This window comes from Teichococcus deserti (assembly GCF_001982615.1).
GTDB lineage: Bacteria > Pseudomonadota > Alphaproteobacteria > Acetobacterales > Acetobacteraceae > Pseudoroseomonas > Pseudoroseomonas deserti.
The window spans coordinates 1-17,223 of the sequence record NZ_MLCO01000316.1 but is presented as its reverse complement, the minus strand read 5'-3'; the positions used below and the strand labels follow the sequence as shown (position 1 = coordinate 17,223).

General features: G+C 70.5%; 13 protein-coding genes. 8 read left to right on the top strand and 5 right to left on the bottom strand.

Annotated features, from left to right (window positions below; all coding sequences use genetic code 11):
- The first annotated feature begins 83 nt into the window (after window positions 1–83).
- The 4 genes from BKE38_RS25570 to BKE38_RS25555 all read left to right on the top strand — a co-directional run bounded on the left by BKE38_RS25570 (window position 84) and on the right by BKE38_RS25555 (window position 4,891).
- The gene (locus BKE38_RS25570; protein WP_076960046.1) at window positions 84–1,325 is read left to right on the top strand and encodes an acyl-CoA dehydrogenase family protein; all 1,242 of its coding nucleotides are present in this window, start codon (window positions 84–86) and stop codon (window positions 1,323–1,325) included.
- Window positions 1,326–1,328: 3 nt separating this feature from the next.
- Window positions 1,329–2,117: an SDR family NAD(P)-dependent oxidoreductase gene (locus BKE38_RS25565; protein ID WP_076960032.1), complete on the top strand. Its 789-nt coding sequence runs from the start codon at window positions 1,329–1,331 to the stop codon at window positions 2,115–2,117.
- A gap of 2 nt (window positions 2,118–2,119) precedes the next feature.
- Window positions 2,120–3,193 carry a phosphotransferase family protein gene (locus BKE38_RS25560; protein ID WP_076960031.1) on the top strand — a complete coding sequence of 358 codons (1,074 nt, stop codon included), beginning with the start codon at window positions 2,120–2,122 and terminating at the stop codon, window positions 3,191–3,193.
- A gap of 114 nt (window positions 3,194–3,307) precedes the next feature.
- Window positions 3,308–4,891: an ABC transporter substrate-binding protein gene (locus tag BKE38_RS25555; RefSeq protein WP_076960045.1), complete on the top strand. Its 1,584-nt coding sequence runs from the start codon at window positions 3,308–3,310 to the stop codon at window positions 4,889–4,891.
- A 96-nt stretch (window positions 4,892–4,987) separates the two neighbouring features.
- Here BKE38_RS25555 and BKE38_RS25550 read toward each other — a convergent pair whose 3' ends face one another.
- Genes BKE38_RS25550 through BKE38_RS25535 form a run of 4 tightly spaced genes read right to left on the bottom strand, consistent with a single transcriptional unit; the run spans window position 4,988 to window position 9,816 of the window.
- Window positions 4,988–6,391, bottom strand: a complete 1,404-nt coding sequence (locus tag BKE38_RS25550) for an FGGY family carbohydrate kinase (RefSeq protein ID WP_076960030.1) — start codon at window positions 6,389–6,391, stop codon at window positions 4,988–4,990.
- The gene (locus tag BKE38_RS25545; RefSeq protein WP_076960029.1) at window positions 6,388–7,584 is read right to left on the bottom strand and encodes an NAD(P)/FAD-dependent oxidoreductase; all 1,197 of its coding nucleotides are present in this window, start codon (window positions 7,582–7,584) and stop codon (window positions 6,388–6,390) included. Before BKE38_RS25545 ends, BKE38_RS25550 begins: the two co-directional genes overlap by 4 nt.
- Window positions 7,584–8,981, bottom strand: a complete 1,398-nt coding sequence (locus BKE38_RS25540) for an NAD(P)/FAD-dependent oxidoreductase (protein ID WP_076960028.1) — start codon at window positions 8,979–8,981, stop codon at window positions 7,584–7,586. The genes BKE38_RS25545 and BKE38_RS25540 overlap by 1 nt, the downstream gene beginning before the upstream one ends.
- Before the next feature lie 52 nt (window positions 8,982–9,033).
- Window positions 9,034–9,816 carry a DeoR/GlpR family DNA-binding transcription regulator gene (locus BKE38_RS25535; RefSeq protein WP_076960027.1) on the bottom strand — a complete coding sequence of 261 codons (783 nt, stop codon included), beginning with the start codon at window positions 9,814–9,816 and terminating at the stop codon, window positions 9,034–9,036.
- 117 nt (window positions 9,817–9,933) lie between these two features.
- On the opposite strand from BKE38_RS25535, the gene BKE38_RS25530 reads away from it, so the two are divergent.
- From BKE38_RS25530 to BKE38_RS25515, 4 genes are all read left to right on the top strand, one after another.
- On the top strand, window positions 9,934–11,553 hold the full coding sequence (locus BKE38_RS25530; RefSeq protein ID WP_076960026.1) for an alpha/beta hydrolase-fold protein: 1,620 nt from the start codon (window positions 9,934–9,936) through the stop codon (window positions 11,551–11,553).
- Window positions 11,554–11,705: 152 nt separating this feature from the next.
- Complete coding sequence (locus tag BKE38_RS25525) at window positions 11,706–12,959, top strand: MFS transporter (RefSeq protein WP_076960025.1); 1,254 nt, start codon at window positions 11,706–11,708, stop codon at window positions 12,957–12,959.
- A gap of 119 nt (window positions 12,960–13,078) precedes the next feature.
- A complete protein-coding gene (locus tag BKE38_RS25520; protein WP_076960024.1) occupies window positions 13,079–14,425 on the top strand; it encodes a C69 family dipeptidase in 1,347 nt (448 codons plus the stop codon).
- Window positions 14,426–14,500: 75 nt separating this feature from the next.
- Window positions 14,501–16,099, top strand: coding sequence for an ABC transporter substrate-binding protein (locus BKE38_RS25515; protein WP_083747864.1), 1,599 nt, complete (start codon window positions 14,501–14,503; stop codon window positions 16,097–16,099).
- A 50-nt stretch (window positions 16,100–16,149) separates the two neighbouring features.
- Here BKE38_RS25515 and BKE38_RS25510 read toward each other — a convergent pair whose 3' ends face one another.
- A complete protein-coding gene (locus BKE38_RS25510; protein WP_076960023.1) occupies window positions 16,150–17,118 on the bottom strand; it encodes a Bug family tripartite tricarboxylate transporter substrate binding protein in 969 nt (322 codons plus the stop codon).
- Between the last annotated feature and the right edge of the window lie 105 nt (window positions 17,119–17,223).

Below are 17,223 nucleotides of genomic sequence, written 5' to 3'. Positions count from 1 at the left end.
AGGAACCCTGGCGCCGGCTTGCCATCCGGCGCAAGCCCGTGCAGCACTGCATCGACAATGAAACCGGCTGGAGGAAGACGGGCATGGATTTCAGCTACTCGCCGAAGGTGGTGGCGCTGCGCGAGCGCCTGCAGGCCTTCATGGACGAGCACATCATCCCCAACGACCATCTGCATCACGAGCAGCACGCGGCCATGCCGGACCGCTGGCAGCCGGTGCCGATCGTCGAGACGCTGAAGCCGAAGGCGCGCGAGGCCGGGCTGTGGAACCTGTTCCTGCCGGCCTCGCATCACGGCGCCGGGCTGACCAACCTGGAATACGCGCCGCTGGCGGAGATCATGGGCGCCTATCCCTGGGCCAGCGAGGTGTTCAACTGCTCGGCCCCCGACACGGGCAACATGGAGACCATCGAGCGCTACGGCACCGAGGCGCACAAGGCGCGCTGGCTGACGCCGCTGCTGGCCGGCGAGATCCGCTCCTGCTTCGCCATGACCGAGCCGGACGTCGCCTCCTCGGACGCGACCAACATCCAGACGCGCATCACCCGCGACGGTGACCATTATGTGATCAATGGCCGCAAGTGGTGGTCCTCGGGCGCCGGCGATCCGCGCTGCCAGGTCTTCATCGTCATGGGCAAGACCGATCCGGATTCGCCCGACAAGCACCGCCAGCAGTCGATGATCCTGGTGCCGCGCGACGCGCCGGGGCTGGTGATCAAGCGCATGCTGCCGGTCTTCGGCTTCGACGATGCGCCGCATGGCCATGCCGAGCTGCTGTTCAACGATGTCCGCGTGCCGGTCGACAATATCCTGCTGGGCGAGGGCCGCGGCTTCGAGATCGCGCAGGGGCGGCTCGGTCCGGGACGCATCCACCATTGCATGCGCGCCATCGGCCTGGCGGAGCGCGCTTTGGCGATGATGTGCAAGCGTGCGCTGGAGCGGCGCCCCTTCGGCAAGCCGCTGGCCGACCAGGGCGTGATGGTCGACCGCATCGCGCAGTCGCGCATCCTGATCGACCAGTGCCGGCTGCTGACGCTGCATGCCGCCTGGCGCATGGACACGGTGGGCAACAAGGTGGCCCGCACCGAGATCGCCGAGATCAAGGTGGCCGCCCCCGACATGGCCTGCCAGGTGATCGACTGGGCGATCCAGGCGCATGGCGGCGGCGGCGTCACCGAGGACTTTCCTCTCGCCTACATGTACAAGATCGCCCGCACGCTGCGCATTGTCGACGGGCCGGACGAGGTGCATCGCTTCCAGCTCGGCCGCATGGAGCTCAACAAGCACCGGCCGCCGCGCAACGCCGGTGTCGGGCAGGGGGTCTGAGGGATGGAGCGCTCGCTCTTCGACCTGACGGGGATGGTCGCCATTGTCACCGGCGCCTCGCGCGGCATCGGCCGCGCCATCGCCGAGCGCATGGCGCAGCAGGGGGCGAGGGTCGTCGTCTCCTCGCGCAAGATCGAGGCCTGCCAGGAGGTGGTCGACGGCATTTCTTCCCGTGGCGGCGAGGCGATCGCCGTCGCCTGCAACATCGGGCGCAAGCCGGAGCTGCAGGCGCTGGTCGATGCGACGTTGCAAAAATGGGGGCGGATCGACAGCCTGGTCTGCAACGCGGCGATCAACCCCTATTTCGGCCCGGCCATCGACATGCCGGACGAGGCCTTCGACAAGATCATGGCCTCCAATGTCAAGTCGAACCTCTGGCTGGCGCATATGGCGCTGCCCGGCATGGCGGCGCAGGGCGGCGGCAGCGTCATCATCGTCTCCTCCATCGGCGGGCTCAGAGGCTCGCCGGTGCTGGGCGGCTACGGCATCTCCAAGGCGGCGGACATGCAGCTGGCGCGCAACCTGGCGGTGGAATGGGGCCCGCGCAACATCCGCGCCAACTGCATCGCCCCCGGCCTGGTGCGCACCGACTTCGCCCGCGCGCTGTGGGAAAATCCGGAGATCTACCGCAAGCGCACCCGCGACACGCCGCTGCAGCGCATCGGCGAGCCGGACGAGATCGCCGGCGCCGCGGTCTTCCTGGCGTCCCGCGCCGGCAGCTTCATGACCGGCCAGACCATCGTCATCGATGGCGGCATCATGGCCGGGCCGCCCATGGTGGGGGAGGATTGAGCATGGCCGAAGCCGGCGCGCCGGCCCTGGTGCCGGTGCTGGAGAACCACCGCTTCGACGAGGCTTCTTTCAGGGCCCATTTGCGCGGCAAGCTGCCCGGCTTCGACGGGCCGGTCACCATCCGCCAGTTCCAGGGCGGCCAGTCGAACCCGACCTTCCATGTGGCGACTGCGGCCGGCGACTACGTGCTGCGCAAGAAGCCGCCCGGCAAGCTGCTGCCCAGCGCCCATGCGGTGGAGCGGGAATTCCGCGCCATGCAGGCCCTGGCCGGCAGCGGCGTGCCGGTGCCGCGGGTGCGGCTGCTCTGCGAGGACGAGTCCATCATCGGCACGTCTTTCTTCGTCATGGACCATGTGCCGGGGCGGATCTTCGCCGATCGCGTCATGAAGGAAGGCACGCCGGCAGAGCGCGCCGCCATCTATGCCGATCTGGCGCGGGTGCTGGCGGCGCTGCACCAGGTCGATTGGCAAGCGGCGGGGCTGGGTGATTTCGGCAAGCCCGACCGCTACATGGAGCGCCAGGTCGCCCGCTGGACCCGGCAATGGGAGGCGGTGAAGGTCGAAGAGATGCCGGCGATGGACAAGCTGGCCGAATGGCTGCCGCGCCACCTGCCCGCGGAGGAGGAAACCGCCATCGCGCATGGCGACTACCGCCTCGGCAATGTCATCCTGCACCCGAGCGAGCCGCGCATCGTCGCCGTGCTGGACTGGGAGCTGGCGACGCTGGGCCATCCGCTGGCCGATCTGGGCTATGCCTGCCTGACCTACCACATGGCACCGGGGCCGAGCGGGGTGACCGGCCTGGCCGGCACCGATTTTTCCCAGACGGGCATTCCCGACCAAGCCGAGTTCGTCCGGCTCTATTGCGCGGCGGCGGGGCGGCCGGCGCCGCAGGGGCTGGAGGTCTTCGTCGTCTTCTCGATGTTCCGCCTGGCCTCGATCGTCGCCGGGGTGTGGCGGCGGGCGTTGGACGGCAATGCCGCGGACCCTCGGGCCATCGGCTATCGCGAGCGGTATCGTGGCATGGCGGAGACCGCGTGGAGTATCGCTCAGCGCATCGAAAAGGGGGGCGGCTAGCCAAGCCGCCGGGGAAAACCACCAGAAACGGTCATTAGAAATTGACCGATCGGTCATCGGGACCTTAGCCTGCGGCCTCGACCTGCCGCAGTCCAAGGATGTCCAATGATTCCCATGAAGCGCCGCAGCCTGTTCGCTGCCGGGGCCGCCGCCCTCGCCACGCCGTTGGCCGGGCCTGCCCTCGCCCAGTCGCCGTCGCAGCGGGTGCTGAAGTTCATCCCGCAGGCCGACCTGGCCTCGCTGGACCCGATCTGGACCACGGCCTATGTCACCCGCAACCATGGCTACATGGTCTTCGACACGCTGTTCGGCATGGATGCCGATCTGCGCCCGGTGCCGCAGATGGCCGAGGGCGCGGTGTCGGAGGCCGACGGCCGCGTCTGGACCATCCGCCTGCGCGAGGGGCTGACATTCCATGACGGCAGCCCGGTCCTGGCCAAGGATTGCGTCGCATCGCTGAAGCGCTGGGGCAAGCGCGACGCCTTCGGCGCGGCCTTGTTCGCGGTGACCGAGGAACTTTCCGCCGTCGACGACCGCACGCTGCGCTTCCGGCTGAAGACGGCCTTCCCGCTGCTGCCCTATGCGCTGGGCAAGGCGCCGTCGCTGATGCCGGCGATCATGCCGGAGCGGCTGGCGCTGACCGACGCCTTCACCCAGGTGACCGAGATGGTCGGCTCCGGCCCCTTCCGCTTCAAGGCGGATGAGCGGGTGCCCGGCGCGCGCGTCGTCTACGAGAAGTTCGCCGAGTACAAGCCGCGCGAGGACGGCAAGCCGGGCTGGACCGGCGGCCCCAAGGTCGTGCATTTCGACCGCGTCGAGTGGAACGTGGTGCCGGATGCCGCGACGGCGGCCGGCGCGCTGCGCAGCGGCGAGGCCGATTGGTGGGAATACCCGCTGCACGACCTGCTGCCGATGCTGAAGCGCGGCCGCGACGTGAAGGTGGAGATCACTGATCCCACCGGCATGATCCCGACCATGCGCTTCAACACCACGACGACGCCTTTCGACAATGCGGCGATCCGTCGCGCGCTGCTCGGCGCCGTGGTGCAGAAGGACTATATGGAAGCCCAGGTCGGCAACATGCCCGACATGTACCGCACCGGCGTCGGCGTCTTCTGCCCGGGCACGCCGATGGCCTCCGACGCCGGGATGGAGGTGCTGAACGGCCCGCGCGACCTGGCCGCCGTCAAGCGCGCCATCGAGGCCGCCGGCTACAAGGGCGAGAAGGTTGTCCTTCTCGCCGGCACCGATGTGCCGAACGTCAAGAATGCCTGCGACGTTGCGGCCGACATGATGCAGAAGGCGGGGCTCAACGTCGACTACCAGGCGCTGGACTGGGGCACGGTGATCCAGCGGCGCGGCAACCGGGAGTCGACCGACAAGGGCGGCTGGAGCGCCTATTGCTCCAGCTGGGGCGGCATGGACCATCTGGATCCGGCCGGCCACCTGCTGCTGCGCGGCAATGCCAGCTTCTTTGGCTGGCCGAAGAGCGACCGCCTGGAAGAGCTGCGCAACCAGTGGTTCGCCGCCCCCGACCTGGCGGCGCAGCAGAAGGTCGCCGCCGACATCCAGCGCCAGGCCTTCGTCGACGTGCCCTATCTGCCCTTCGGCCAGTATATCCAGCCGACGGCCTTCCGCTCGAGCCTGACCGGCGTGCTGCCCGGCTTTGCGACCTTCTGGAACGTGAAGCGGGCTTGAGTTGGTGATCCCTGCCGCCATCGGCGGCAGGGCTTTGCAGAAGAAGATGAGGGAGGTCTGGAGGGAGAATTCCTTCTCCCTCCATGCTTTCTTGCCTTATGCCGCCCAGCTTCTGCTGAGTTCGATCGCCCGGGCGAAGCGCTGGTGCAGCGTGTTGTCGAGCGGCGTGGCGTCGACGATGCGGCTCGGCGGCGGCGGGACGTCGGCCTGGCACAGCCGCAGCATCCCCAGCGCCGTCATGTCGGCCGAGCCCGCCACCTCGATCGGCCGGCCGATGGCGGCGGCGAGGAAGCGGGTGAAGTGGTTGCTGCGGCTCAGCCCGCCATCGATGGCGATGCGCGGGGCGGGGCCGAGGCGGGCCTCGAAGGCGCGCACCAGCTCGCCAGCACGGAAGGCGATGCCCTCCAGCACGGCGCGGCGCAGCAGTGCCTTGTCCGTCTCCAGCCCGAGGCCGAGGAAGCAGCCGCGCGCCGCCCGGTCCCAATGCGGGCAGCCGAGGCCGGCCAGCGCAGGCACGAAGGCGATGCCGCGCTCGATAGCATGCGGCCCGTCGAAGCCGTCCAGCCCGGCATGGCCGCCATCGAGCAGGCCAAGACCGCCCAGCCATTCCACCGCCGCTCCGGCCGTCAGGATGCCGCCATCCAACGCGTAGCGCGGCTTTTCCCCGGCGACCTGCCAGGCCAGCGTCGGCAACAGCCCGTCGGGCTGCCCGGCCTCCGGCACCGCATCGGTCAGGCCGAGGGCGAAGGCGCCGGTGCCGAAGGTTATTTTCAGCTCGCCGGGGCGGTGGCAGCCATGGCCGTAAAGGGCGGCCTGCTGGTCGACCAGGCTGGCGGTGACGGGGGTGCCGTTGGCCAGCGTGCCGAAGTGCCCGGCGCTGGGGCGGATGTCGGGCAGGCACTCCATCGGCACGCCGAAAGCGGCGCAGAGCTCGGCATCCCAGGCGCCGCTGCGGAGATCCATCAGGCTGGTGCGGGAGGCCGTCGCGATGTCGGTCGCGGCGACGCCCGTCAGGCGGGCGAGGAAAAAAGCATCGCTGGTGCCGAGGCGCAGGCGGCCCTGGCAGAGCAGGTCCCGCGCGCCCTCGGCATGGTCGAGCAGCCAGCGCATCCGCGCCCCGGCGAAATAGGGGTCGAGCGGCAGGCCGGCGCGGGACAGGGTCAGGGCTTCCAGCCCCTCCGAGCGCATCGCCTCGATCTGCGGGGCGGTGCGCTCGTCCTGCCAGACGATGGCGTTGTGCAGCGGGCGGCCGGTGGCGGTATCCCAGGCGACCACGGTCTCGCCCTGGTTGGCTAGGCCGGCGGCGGCGCAGGGGCCGGCGGCCTCGATCAGCGACTGCAGGTGGCCGAGGATCTCTTCGGCATCATGCTCGACCCAGCCGGGGGCCGGGCGGATCTGGCGGTGCTGCTGCTGGCCGACCAGGCGCAGGGCGCCGTCTCGCCAGAGATAGGCGCGCGACGAGGTGGTGCCCTGGTCGAGGGCGAGGATGCCGTCGCTCATGCCAGCTCCAGCTCCACCCGGCAGATCTTTTTCAACGCGCCCTCCGGAATGGTCAGGGTGATCCGGCGTTCGGGCAGGGCGTCGATGCGGCGCTCGACCAGGGTTCTTCCCTCGGCCTTCAGGCGCAACGTGCCACGGCAGGCTTGCGACGCCCGGGCATAAAGCGTGATGGCGCCGGCATCGCGGAAGACGCGCTGCGGATAGACATAGCGCAGCGCGCCGGCGGGGGTGACCGGGATGGCGTCGGCCGGGGCGGGCAGGGTGCCGGCCAGGTCGCGCAGCATGGCGGTGGCGGCAGCGGCGCCCTCGGCGGCGGCCTGGCCGGAATGCTCGACCGGGCGCAGCACGTTCCCCGCCGCGAAGATCGCCGGGTCGGAGGTCCGATAGAAGGAATCGATTTGCGGGCCGCCGGTGGCGGGGTCCAGCGCCAGGGGGCCGCCGCGCAGCAGGGCGGCCTCGGGGGCGAAGCGGCCGGTGACGATGACGCCGTCGCAGTCGATGCGGCGCTGCATGCCGTTCTCTTCCACGATGACGCCGTCGACGCGGGACGTGCCCTCGATCGAGACCAGTTTTGTCCGTGTCAGCACCGGCACGCCCAGGATGTGGCGGGCGAAAAGGTCGCCGAGGCGGCGGGCGGTGATGCGCGCGGCTTCCTCGATCATGGCGACGGGGCGGATGCCGGCATGGCGGGCGGTGAGCAGGGCAGAAAAACTGACCAGCTCGGTGCCGAGCACCACCGGGCGGCGGAACGGCATTTGGCCGCCGGCATAGACCATTTCCTGGAAGGCGCCGGTGCTGACCACGCCCCAGGGGCGGGTGCCGCCGATCAGCCGGGCGGCGCGGGTCGTCTCGCGGATGCCGGCGGCCAGCAGCACGGCGCGGGGCGTCAGGGTCTCGCGGCCTTGCGGCGTCGAGATTTCCAGCACGCCGCCCGGGCCGAGCGACGTCACCGAGACATTGGTGCGGAGGGTGGCGCCGCGCGCGTCCGCGACCAGCCGGCGGGCATAGGCCGGCCCGCTCCAGATGCGGTGATAATCGAAAAAGCCCCAGCCGAGATGGCCGCAGAAGCGCGGCAACCCGCCGGCTTCCGGGTTGCGCTCCAGGATGGTGACGTCGGTGACGCCGCCAGCGATCAGCGTGCGGGCGGCGGTCAGGCCGGCGGGGCCGGCGCCGATGATGACGGTGGTGGCCATCAGCGGGCGCCTCCGAGAGGGCTGACCAGATCGGGCAGGTGCGGCGCGGCGATCTCCATCACCCGGCGGAAACAGTAGAAGCCCTGGCAACGGCCCATCATGCAGCGGCTGCGGCGCTTCAGCCCGCCCAGGTCGCCGGCGGGGAGCGGACCGTCGAAGGCGGCCGCGATCTCGCGGCGGGTGACCATCTCGCAGTGGCAGATGATCTCCTCGCGGTGGTCCTCCTGCCAGGGGCGAGGCAGCTCTTCGGTCAGGTTCGGCATGACCGGGCCCTCGGGCTCTTCGAAGGCCGGCAGCGTGGCGAAATGGGCTTCGTAGAGGCGACGGGCATGGGCGGCGATGCCGAGCGCCGCGGTGAGCCCGGTGGAACGGATGCCGCCGATGCTGATCCAGCCTTCCTTCGGCAGAGCCTCGATCTGGTAGTCCTTGAACTGGGTCGCCGGCCGCAGCCCGGCATAGGCGGTGGTCACCGTCTCCTGGGCGATGGCCGGGATCATGCGGCGGCCCTGGGCCAGCAGGGATTCCAGCGCCGCGGTGTCGGTGGCGGCGCGCTCGCGGTCGGGCTGCTCCTCCGCGGTCGGGCCGACCAGGAGATTGCCGAAGGCGGTGCGGCTGATCACCACGCCCTTGGTGCGCTCGTTCGGCACCGGCAGGATGATGGCGGTGGCCAGGCGATAGGCGGTCTTGTCCAGCACGACGAACTGGCCCTTGCGCGGGCGGATCTCGAAGGGGCTGGGACGGGCGATGGCCTCGACGATGTCGCCCTGGTTGCCGGCGCAGTTGACGACGAGGCGGGCGGCGACCGGGCCGACCTCGGTGTCCAGGCGCCAGGTGCCGGCCTCGTCGCGTGTCCCGCCCCGGACCCCGGCGCGGCGCAGCACCCGGCCGCCGGCGGCGATGCCCTGCAGCGCATAGCCCAGCGGGGCGGACCAGGCGTCGATCACCGATTCCCCGGGCACCCAGACGCCGCCGCGCGCCTCGGGTGCCAGATGCGGCTCCCTGGCGCGCAGTTCGTCCGCCCCCATCGGCCGGACGTCGTGGACGCCGTTGGCATGGCCGCGCTCGAGGATGCCGGGCAAGGCGGCTTCGTCGGCCGCGTTCCAGGCGACGACCACGGCGCCGGTGGGCAGCAGCGGCAGTCCCATCCCCTGGTGGATCCGGCGGTAGCGCGCGGCGCCTTCCTGCATCAGCCGCGATTCCAGGCTGCCCGGCACTGCGTCGAAGCCAGTGTGCAGCAGGGCGCTGTTCGCCTTGCTGGCCCCCGACAGGATGTCGGCGCCGCGCTCCAGCAGCACCACCCGCAGCCCGCTGAGGGAAAAGTCGCGGAAGACGGCGCAGCCGACCACGCCGGCGCCGATCACGGCGATATCGTAGGGGACATCGGGGGGCAGGGTCATAGGGCAAGGTATATGACCGTTCGGTCAAAACGCATGCCCTAAAAATGCCTGTTCAGTCGATTTTGGCTGATTTTCGGTCAGGGGCCAGCAGCACGGCCACTCCCGCCTTGGCCAGGGCCTCGGCCAGGGGGGGCGGCGGCGGCCGGTCGGTGACCAGCCGGGCAATCGCCTCCAGCCCGCACAGGTGGAACAGCGCGTCGCGGCCGAGCTTGGAGGCATCGGCCAGCACCGTCACCTCTACAGCGCGGGCGATCATGGCGCGGGCGATCTCGGCCTCGGCCAGGTCGAAATCGGCGATGCCCTGGGTGCCGATGCCGCCCACCGTCAGCACCGCATGGCGCGGGCTGAAGCCGGAAATCTGCTGCAGCACCAGGGAGCCGACATTCTCCCCGGCCTCGTGCCGGTGCTCGCCGCCCAGCAGGTAGGTCGGGTTGGCGCCGCTGCGCGAGACGGCGGCGGCGATGCCCACCGAATTGGTGATGACGGTGACGTCGCTGGCCTGGGCCAGCTCGCTGGCGAAGGCGATGGTGGTGGAGCCGGTATCGACGAAAAGCGAATCGCCCGGCGCGAACAGCGCGGCGGCGCGGCGGGCGATGGCGCGCTTGGCGTCCAGGTTCTCGACCATGCGGCTGCGGAAGGCGCCCTCGCCCAGGCTGTCGGGCAGGGTGGCGCCGCCATGGAACTTGCGCAGCCGGTTGCGCGCGGCGAGCTCGGTCAGGTCGCGGCGGATGGTCTCCTGCGAGGCCTCCAGCTGTTGCGCCAGCTCCTCCACGGTCATCCGCTGGTGCTGCATCAGCAGCTCGACGATGCGGTCGCGTCGTGCAGTCAGGCGCATCGCTGGCCGGTCTCCTCGCTGGGCTCCGCTGCCGTTCTGCCAGCTTTTGCGCGGATTGCCATGGGGTGGCCGGGCAGGGGAGAATGGCGGCCTGGGCAGCACCGGCGGATCGGACGGATGGCAGGCAGGGAAATCGGGCGGCGCGGGATGCTGGTGATGCCCTGGCTGCTGCCAGCGGCGGCCGAGGCGGCCAGCTTGACGGTGGGCGAGACGGCGACGCTGCGGCTCGAGGCCGGCGAGCGGCGCGAATGGCTGCTGCCGCTGGAGGCCGGCGACTACGTGGCCGGGCTGCTGACCCGCGGCACCGACCCGCTGGTCGAAGGGCCGGGGCTGGAGCTGCTGGCCCCAGGCGCCGACGCCCCGCTGCGCCGCCTGGCCATCCCCGGCGGCGGGCCGCTGCCCTTCCAGTTCGTGGCGCCTGCCGCCGGCGCGTTCCGGCTGCGGCTGTTTGCCGGCGCTGCGGCCGAGGTGGGGCTCGGCATCACCCGCATTCTGCCACGGGCCCAGCAGGTGGCGCCCGACCCGGCCGCCGCACCGCTGGACAGCCCGCGGCTGCAGGCGCTGCGCCAGGCCCTGCGCGACGGCGCCGACGCGCCGGCCGAGATGACCCGCTTCTGGGCCGAGATCACCCGGCAAGGCGCGCCGCTGATCGAGAAGCGACCGGATGGCGCCCTGGTCTCCTTCCTCTGGCGCGGCGCCACGACGCGGAACGTGCGGCTGATCGGCGGGCCGAGCCGTGACCTGCCGCCGCTGGCGCGGATGCCGGGGACCGATCTGTGGTTCCTGACCGCCGCCGTGCCGCCCGGCACCCGGCTGACCTATCAGCTGGCGCCCGACGTGCCGGAGCTGCCGGATGACGCGGAAGCCCGGCAGATGGCGGTTTTTGCCACCGCCCAGGCCGATCCGCTGAACCCCCGCCCCTGGTGGCCGGCCGATCCGCGGCGCGACCGCTATACGTCGTCGTCCGTGCTGGAGCTGGAGGATGCGCCGGCCTCGCCCTGGCTGGCGCGCCGCCCGGGCGTCGCCGAGGGCCAGGTCTGGCGCCGCCGCTTCACCAGCCCGACGCTGGGCAACACCCGGCTGCTGGCGCTCTACAGCCCGGGCGTGACGCCGGCCACGCCCTTGCCGCTGCTGGTGATGTTCGACGGCGACGCCTATCTGGACATCGTGCCGACGCCGACCATCCTCGACAACCTGATCGCCGCCGGTGAGATCCCGCCGGTGGCGGCGCTGTTCGTCGGCAACGGCCCGGGCGATGCCCGCGACCGCGAGCTGCCGCCCAATCCGCGCTTCGCCGCTGCCCTCGTGCAGGAAATGCTGCCCTGGGCGCGGGCGCAGCTGCGGCTGACCGAGGATCCGTCCCAGATCGTGGTGGGCGGCGCCAGCTATGGCGGCATCGCCGCCGCCTTCGCCGCCTTCCGCCACCCCGAGGTTTTTGGGAATGTCCTGAGCCAGTCCGGCAGCTTCGGCTGGTCGCCGGAGGGCGCGCCGCCGGAATGGCTCATCGAGCAATATGCGTCCTCGGCCCGGCTGCCGGTCCGCTTCTACCTGGAGGCCGGCAGCTTCGAGCGCGGCCGCCCCGGCCGGGTCAGCCTCTTCGACAGCAACCGCCACATGGCCATGGTGCTGCGCGCCCGCGGCTACGGGGTGACGCATCGCGAATGGTCGACCGGACACGACTATATCGCCTGGCGCAGCAGCCTGGCCGAGGGGCTGCAGGCGCTGTTCCGGCCGTGAGTCGCGCTTCATTCGGAAACGCCGAACTATTTTGCGGTGCAGCATGAATGACGGCGGCGTGACGGCCGTGCTTTGATCGCGATGCGCGGCCGGCAAGGCCGTCGCCATGATCGGGAGAGAGGCGGCCGGTATTCCCCAGGACCCTGCCCCGCATGTCGCTCTCGACCACCGCCGCCGCCCCGATCGCCGCCACTCCCCCGGTCGAGACCCCCTATATCCAGCAGGGCACGGCGGAGTTTGCCCGCACCAGCATCGCCCTGCTCTGCGCCGGCTTCGCCACCTTCGCGCTGCTCTATTGCGTGCAGCCGCTGCTGCCGGCCTTCTCCCAGGAATTCGGCATCGGCGCGGCGGTGTCATCCCTGTCGCTGTCGCTGCCCTCGATCGCGCTGGCCTTCGGCACGCTGATCGCCAGCAGCCTGTCGGAAGCCTTCGGGCGCAAGCCGCTGATGGTGGGCGCGGTCTTCGCCTCCTCGGCGCTGACGCTGGCCTCGGCTTTCGCGCCGTCCTGGGAAAGTTTCCTGGTGCTGCGCACGCTGCAGGGGCTGGCGCTGTCGGGGCTGCCCGCTGCCGCCATGGCCTATCTGGCGGAAGAGGTGCACCCGCGCTCGATCGGCCTGGCCATGGGCCTCTATATCAGCGGCAACGCGCTGGGCGGCATGGCCGGGCGCGTCGGCGTCGGGCTGGTGAGCGACCATTATTCCTGGCACCACGCCATGGGCTTCATGGGGGTGCTGGGGCTGATCTCGGCGGTGCTGTTCCTGGTGAACCTGCGGCCGTCGCGCCACTTCACGCCGCGGCCGCTGAACATCGGCGCGCTGGCCGGCGGCTTCGCCACCCATCTGCGCGAGCCCGGGCTGCGCGTGCTGTTCCTCGAGGGCTTCCTGATCATGGGCGGCCTGGTGACCCTGTACAACTACATCGGCTACCGGCTGCTGGCGCCGCCGCTGGGGCTGAGCCAGACGCTGATCGGGTTGATCTTCACCGTCTATATCGTGGGCATCGGCAGCTCGACCTTCGTGGGCGCGCTGGGCGACCGGCTGGGGCGGGCGCGGCTGTTCTGGATCGCGCTGGGCATCGCCATCCTGGGCCTGGCCGTGACGCTGATCCCGACGGTGACCGCGGCGGTGGCGGGCCTGGCCATCACCACCTTCGGCTTCTTCGCGGCGCATAGCATGGCCAGCGCCTGGGTCGGCCGCCGCGCCATCCGCGCCAAGGCCCAGGCGTCTTCCCTGTACCTGTTCTCCTGCTACATGGGGGCCAGCGTGCTGGGCTCGACCGGCGGCTGGCTGTGGTCGGGCTGGGGCTGGGATGGCGTCGTTTCCCTGATCGCCGGCGGCATGCTTCTGGCCATCGGCTGCGCGGCCTGGCTGTCGCGCTTGAAGCCGGTGCCGCAGCCGACGGTCTGACGGTATCGCCGTGCAATCCTGGCGCCGCGCGCAGCAAGCTTGACAAGCGGCGCGCCGCTTGCGCATCGCGCGGCGCGTGGCAGGATGGTCCCTGACGACCGCCGAAGGAGCCTGCCCGGATGTGCGACACCATGGTGGCCCTACCGCCCGTGACCCTGTCGGGCAGCGTCATGTTCGCCAAGAACAGCGACCGCGAGCGCAACGAGGGCCAGCCCTTCGCCGCCTTCCCCCGCGCGACGCATGCAGCGGGCAGCCGGCTGCGCTGCACCTATATCGACATCCCGCAGGTCGCCGAGACCAACGCCACGCTGCTCAGCCGCCCCTTCTGGTGCTGGGGCGCGGAGATCGGCGCCAATGAGCATGGTGTGGTCATCGGCAACGAGGCCATGGTCGCGACCATCGCGCCGGGTGTCGAGAAGAAGCTCATCGGGATGGATCTGGTGCGGCTGGGACTGGAGCGGGCCGCGACCGCCGCCGAAGCCATCGAAGTCATCACCAGCCTGCTGGAAGCGCATGGCCAGGGTGGCCCCTGCGGCCACCTGCACGAGCATTTCTACGACAACGGCTTCATCATCGCCGATCGCCGCGAGGCTTTCGTGCTGGAGACGATCGGGACCTTCTGGGCGGTGGAGCGGGTGTCGGGCTTCCGCGCCCTGTCCAACGCTTTCTCGATCGGCCGCGGCGCCATCCGGCGCGCCGGCGGCGGGCTGCTGGAGCATGCGCGCGCCGCCGGCTTCTGCACCTCGCTCGAGGATCTGGATTTCGCGCAGAACTACCTGAGCCTCGAGCGTGACGCGATCAGCCAGGGCCGCGCCCGCTGCAGCCGCGCGACCGAAATCCTGGGACGCCACGCGCCGCGGCTGACGCCCGCGCATCTGATGGCCGCGCTGCGCGACCACGGTGCCGCGGCGGAGGCCGACCCGCGCTGGCACCCGGCGCATCTGCAGGGCCGCAGCATCTGCATGCATGCGGGCGAGGGCCTGCGGCGGTCGCAGAGCACCGCCTCCCTGGTCTCCGAGCTGCGCGGCGACGGGCGTGTGCTGCATTGGGTGACGGCGAGCGCAGCGCCCTGCCTGTCGATCTTCAAGCCGGTGCTGCCCGGGCTGGTGGTGCCGGCCGAGGCGGCGCGCGCCGGCGACAGCTATGACGCCGCCAGCCTGTGGTGGCGCCACGAGATGCTGCATCGCGCCGCCGAGCGCGGCGACTACGCCGCCGTCATCGCCGATTTCGCGCCGCAGCGGGATGCGCTGGAAGCCGATTCCCGCGCCCGCATCGAGGCCGTGCTGGCCGCGCCCGCCGCCGAGCAGCAATCGGTGATGGATGCCTGCTGGGCCGAGGCGGCGGCGCTGGCGGCGCGGGTGACGGCGTCGCTGCCTGCCATGCCGGATGCCGATGCGGCCCATGCCGGCAGCTGGCGGGAGCTCGACCGTCGTGCCGGGCTGCCGCTGGTCTGCGAAGCGGCCTGACCACGCGGGGCTTGCCAAGCCGGTGGAAGCTGCGCTCTTCTGCGCGCCAGATTACATCACGGATAGGAGAGCCTCATGCTGCATCGCCGAAGCCTGCTGGCGGGCGCCGCCGCCGGTCTTGCCGGCAGCGCGGGGCTGTCGCGCGTCGCCATCGCCCAGCCGGCGCGCAACCGCGTGCTGAAGCTGGTGCCGCAGGCGAACCTGACCAGCCTGGATCCGATCTGGACGACGGCGAACATCACCCGCAACCACGCCTACATGATCCATGACACGCTCTACGGCATGGACAGCAGCTTCGTCCCGCGGCCGCAGCTGGCCGAGGGCGTGGTCGAGGAGAATGACGGCAAGTTGGTGACGCTGACGCTGCGCCAGGGCCCGAAGTTCCATGACGGCGAGCCGGTGCGCGCCGCCGACGTGGTGGCCAGCCTGCAGCGCTGGATGAAGCGCAGCCCGGTCGGCCAGAAGCTGGCCACCTTCGTCGAGGAGCTGTCGGCGGTGGATGACCGCCGGGTGCGCTTCCGCATGAAGCAGCGCTTCCCCATGCTGCTGTCGGCACTGGCCCAGGTCAGCAACAGCCCGGCCTTCATCCTGCCGGAGCGGCTGGCCAAGACCGACGCCTTCACGCAGATCCGCGACACCACCGGCTGCGGCCCGTATCGCTTCAAGGCGGACGAGTTCAATTCGGGCAGCTTCGTCGCCTATGAGCGCAATGCCGATTACAGCCCGACCACGGTCGGCACGCCGAGCCTGACCGCCGGGCCGAAGCTGGTGCATTTCGACCGGGTCGAGTGGAACATCATCACCGACGCCTCGACCGCCGCCGCCGCGATGCAGACCGGCGAGGTCGACTGGTTCGAGCAGCCGCCGCCGGAGATCCAGACGCTGCTGAAGCGCAACCGCCAGCTGGCGATCGAGGAGATCGATCCGCTGCCGCTGGTGGGCGTGCTGCGCTTCAACCATCTGCACGGCCCCTTCAACGACAAGAAGATGCGCCAGGCGCTGCTGCCGGCGATCAGCCAGTCCGACTTCATGAGCGCGATCGTGGGTCCCGAGCCGTCGCTGTACAACGACGATGTCGGCGTCTTTACGCCGGGCACGCCGCTGGCGAACAAGGTTGGGCTGGAGCCGCTGCTGGGCGCGCGCAGCCTGGACCGCGCCAAGGCGCTGCTGAAGGAGGCGGGCTACACCAACCAGCCGATGCGGCTGATCGGCCCGACCGACATCCTGGCGCCGTCCGCCATGTCGCAGGTGGGCGCCGACCTGGTGCGGCGGCTGGGGATGAATGCCGACATCGCCTTCGGCGACTGGGGCACCGTGGTGCAGCGGCGCACCTCGCGCGAGCCGGTGGACAAGGGCGGCTGGAGCATGCTGTTCACCAGCTTCTCCTCCTTCGACTTCGTCGATCCGTCCTGCCATTTCCCGCTGCGCGGCAATGGCGCGCAGGCCTGGGTGGGCTGGCCCGAGGTGCCGCGGCTGGAGCAGCTGCGCGACGAGTGGTTCCTGGCGCCCGACCTGGCCGCGCAGAAGACGATCGCCGAGGACATGCAGCGCGTCGTCATGGACGAGCTGCCCTACATCCCTGTCGGCGCCTACAAGAGCCTGACCGCCGTGAACCGCTCCCTGAAGGATCGCGTCGGCGGCTTCGCGATCGCCTGGAACATCAAGCGCGCTTAAACGGATAGAAAAAAGAAGGGGTCCAGGGGAATTCATTCCCCTGGCCTTTCTTATTCTGCCTTGATGTTGGCTTGTTGCGCCGTGGCTTTCCAGCCTTCTATTTCCTTGTTCAGTCGTTGGGTGGTCTGTTCCGGCGTGGCGAAGCTGACCAGCGACCCGGCCTCGAAGGCGCGCCTCCTGAGGTTCTCGTCCTGCAGGGTTTTCTGCAGCGCATTGGTGAGCTGCTGCCGCGTTTCCGCGGGCACGTCCTTCGGCGCGAAGAGCGCGAACCAGACATTCAGCGGCAGGTCCCTGAACCCCGCCTCCGCCGCGGAAGGCAGCTCCGGCAGCCCCGGATGCCGCTCGTTCGAGCTGACGCAGAGCCCGCGCACCTTCCCATCCCGCAGCAGCGCCACCAGCGGCGGCGGCGAGTTCATGTAGAACTGCACGCGGCCGGCGATCAGGTCGCTGATGGTCTCGCCGGTGCCGCGATAGGGCACGTGCAGCATGTCGATGCCGGCGCGCGACTTCAGCAGCTCCGTCCCCAGATGGTGCATCGAGCCGCTGCCGGCCGAGGCGTAGCTGATCTTGCTAGGATTGGCCTTGGCATAGGCCACCAGCTCCGGCAGCGTCTTCACCGGCAGGGACGGGTGGGACACGATCAGCTGCGGCGTGTCCGACACCTGGCCGATGGGGAGAAAGTCGTTGGTGGTGCTGATGCCGCCGGTGCCGCCGATGGCCGCGCGCCCGGCCATGGTGCCGCAATAGCCCATCAGCAGCGCATGCCCGTCCGGCTGCGCCCGCGCAACCGCCATCAGCCCGACGACGTCGTTGCCGCCGGGACGGTTCTCGACGACGACGGGCTGGCCGAGGATCTGGCCCAGCGGCTCGGCGATCAGCCGCGCGGCATAGTCGGTGCCGCCGCCCGCCGGGCTGGGCACGGTGATGGTGATAGGACGACTGGGGAAACGCGGCTGGGCCAAGGCGGGCATCGCCAGGCCAAGGCCAGCCAACGCCAGAGCGCGGCGCTTCAAATCCATCGTGACACTCCTCCTTAAGGCCCGCTCTGCGGCAGGTCCAAAGGGAGAGTGCAGGAAGAAAGGAAGGCCAGGGGAATGAATTCCCCTGGACCCCTTCTTTTTTCT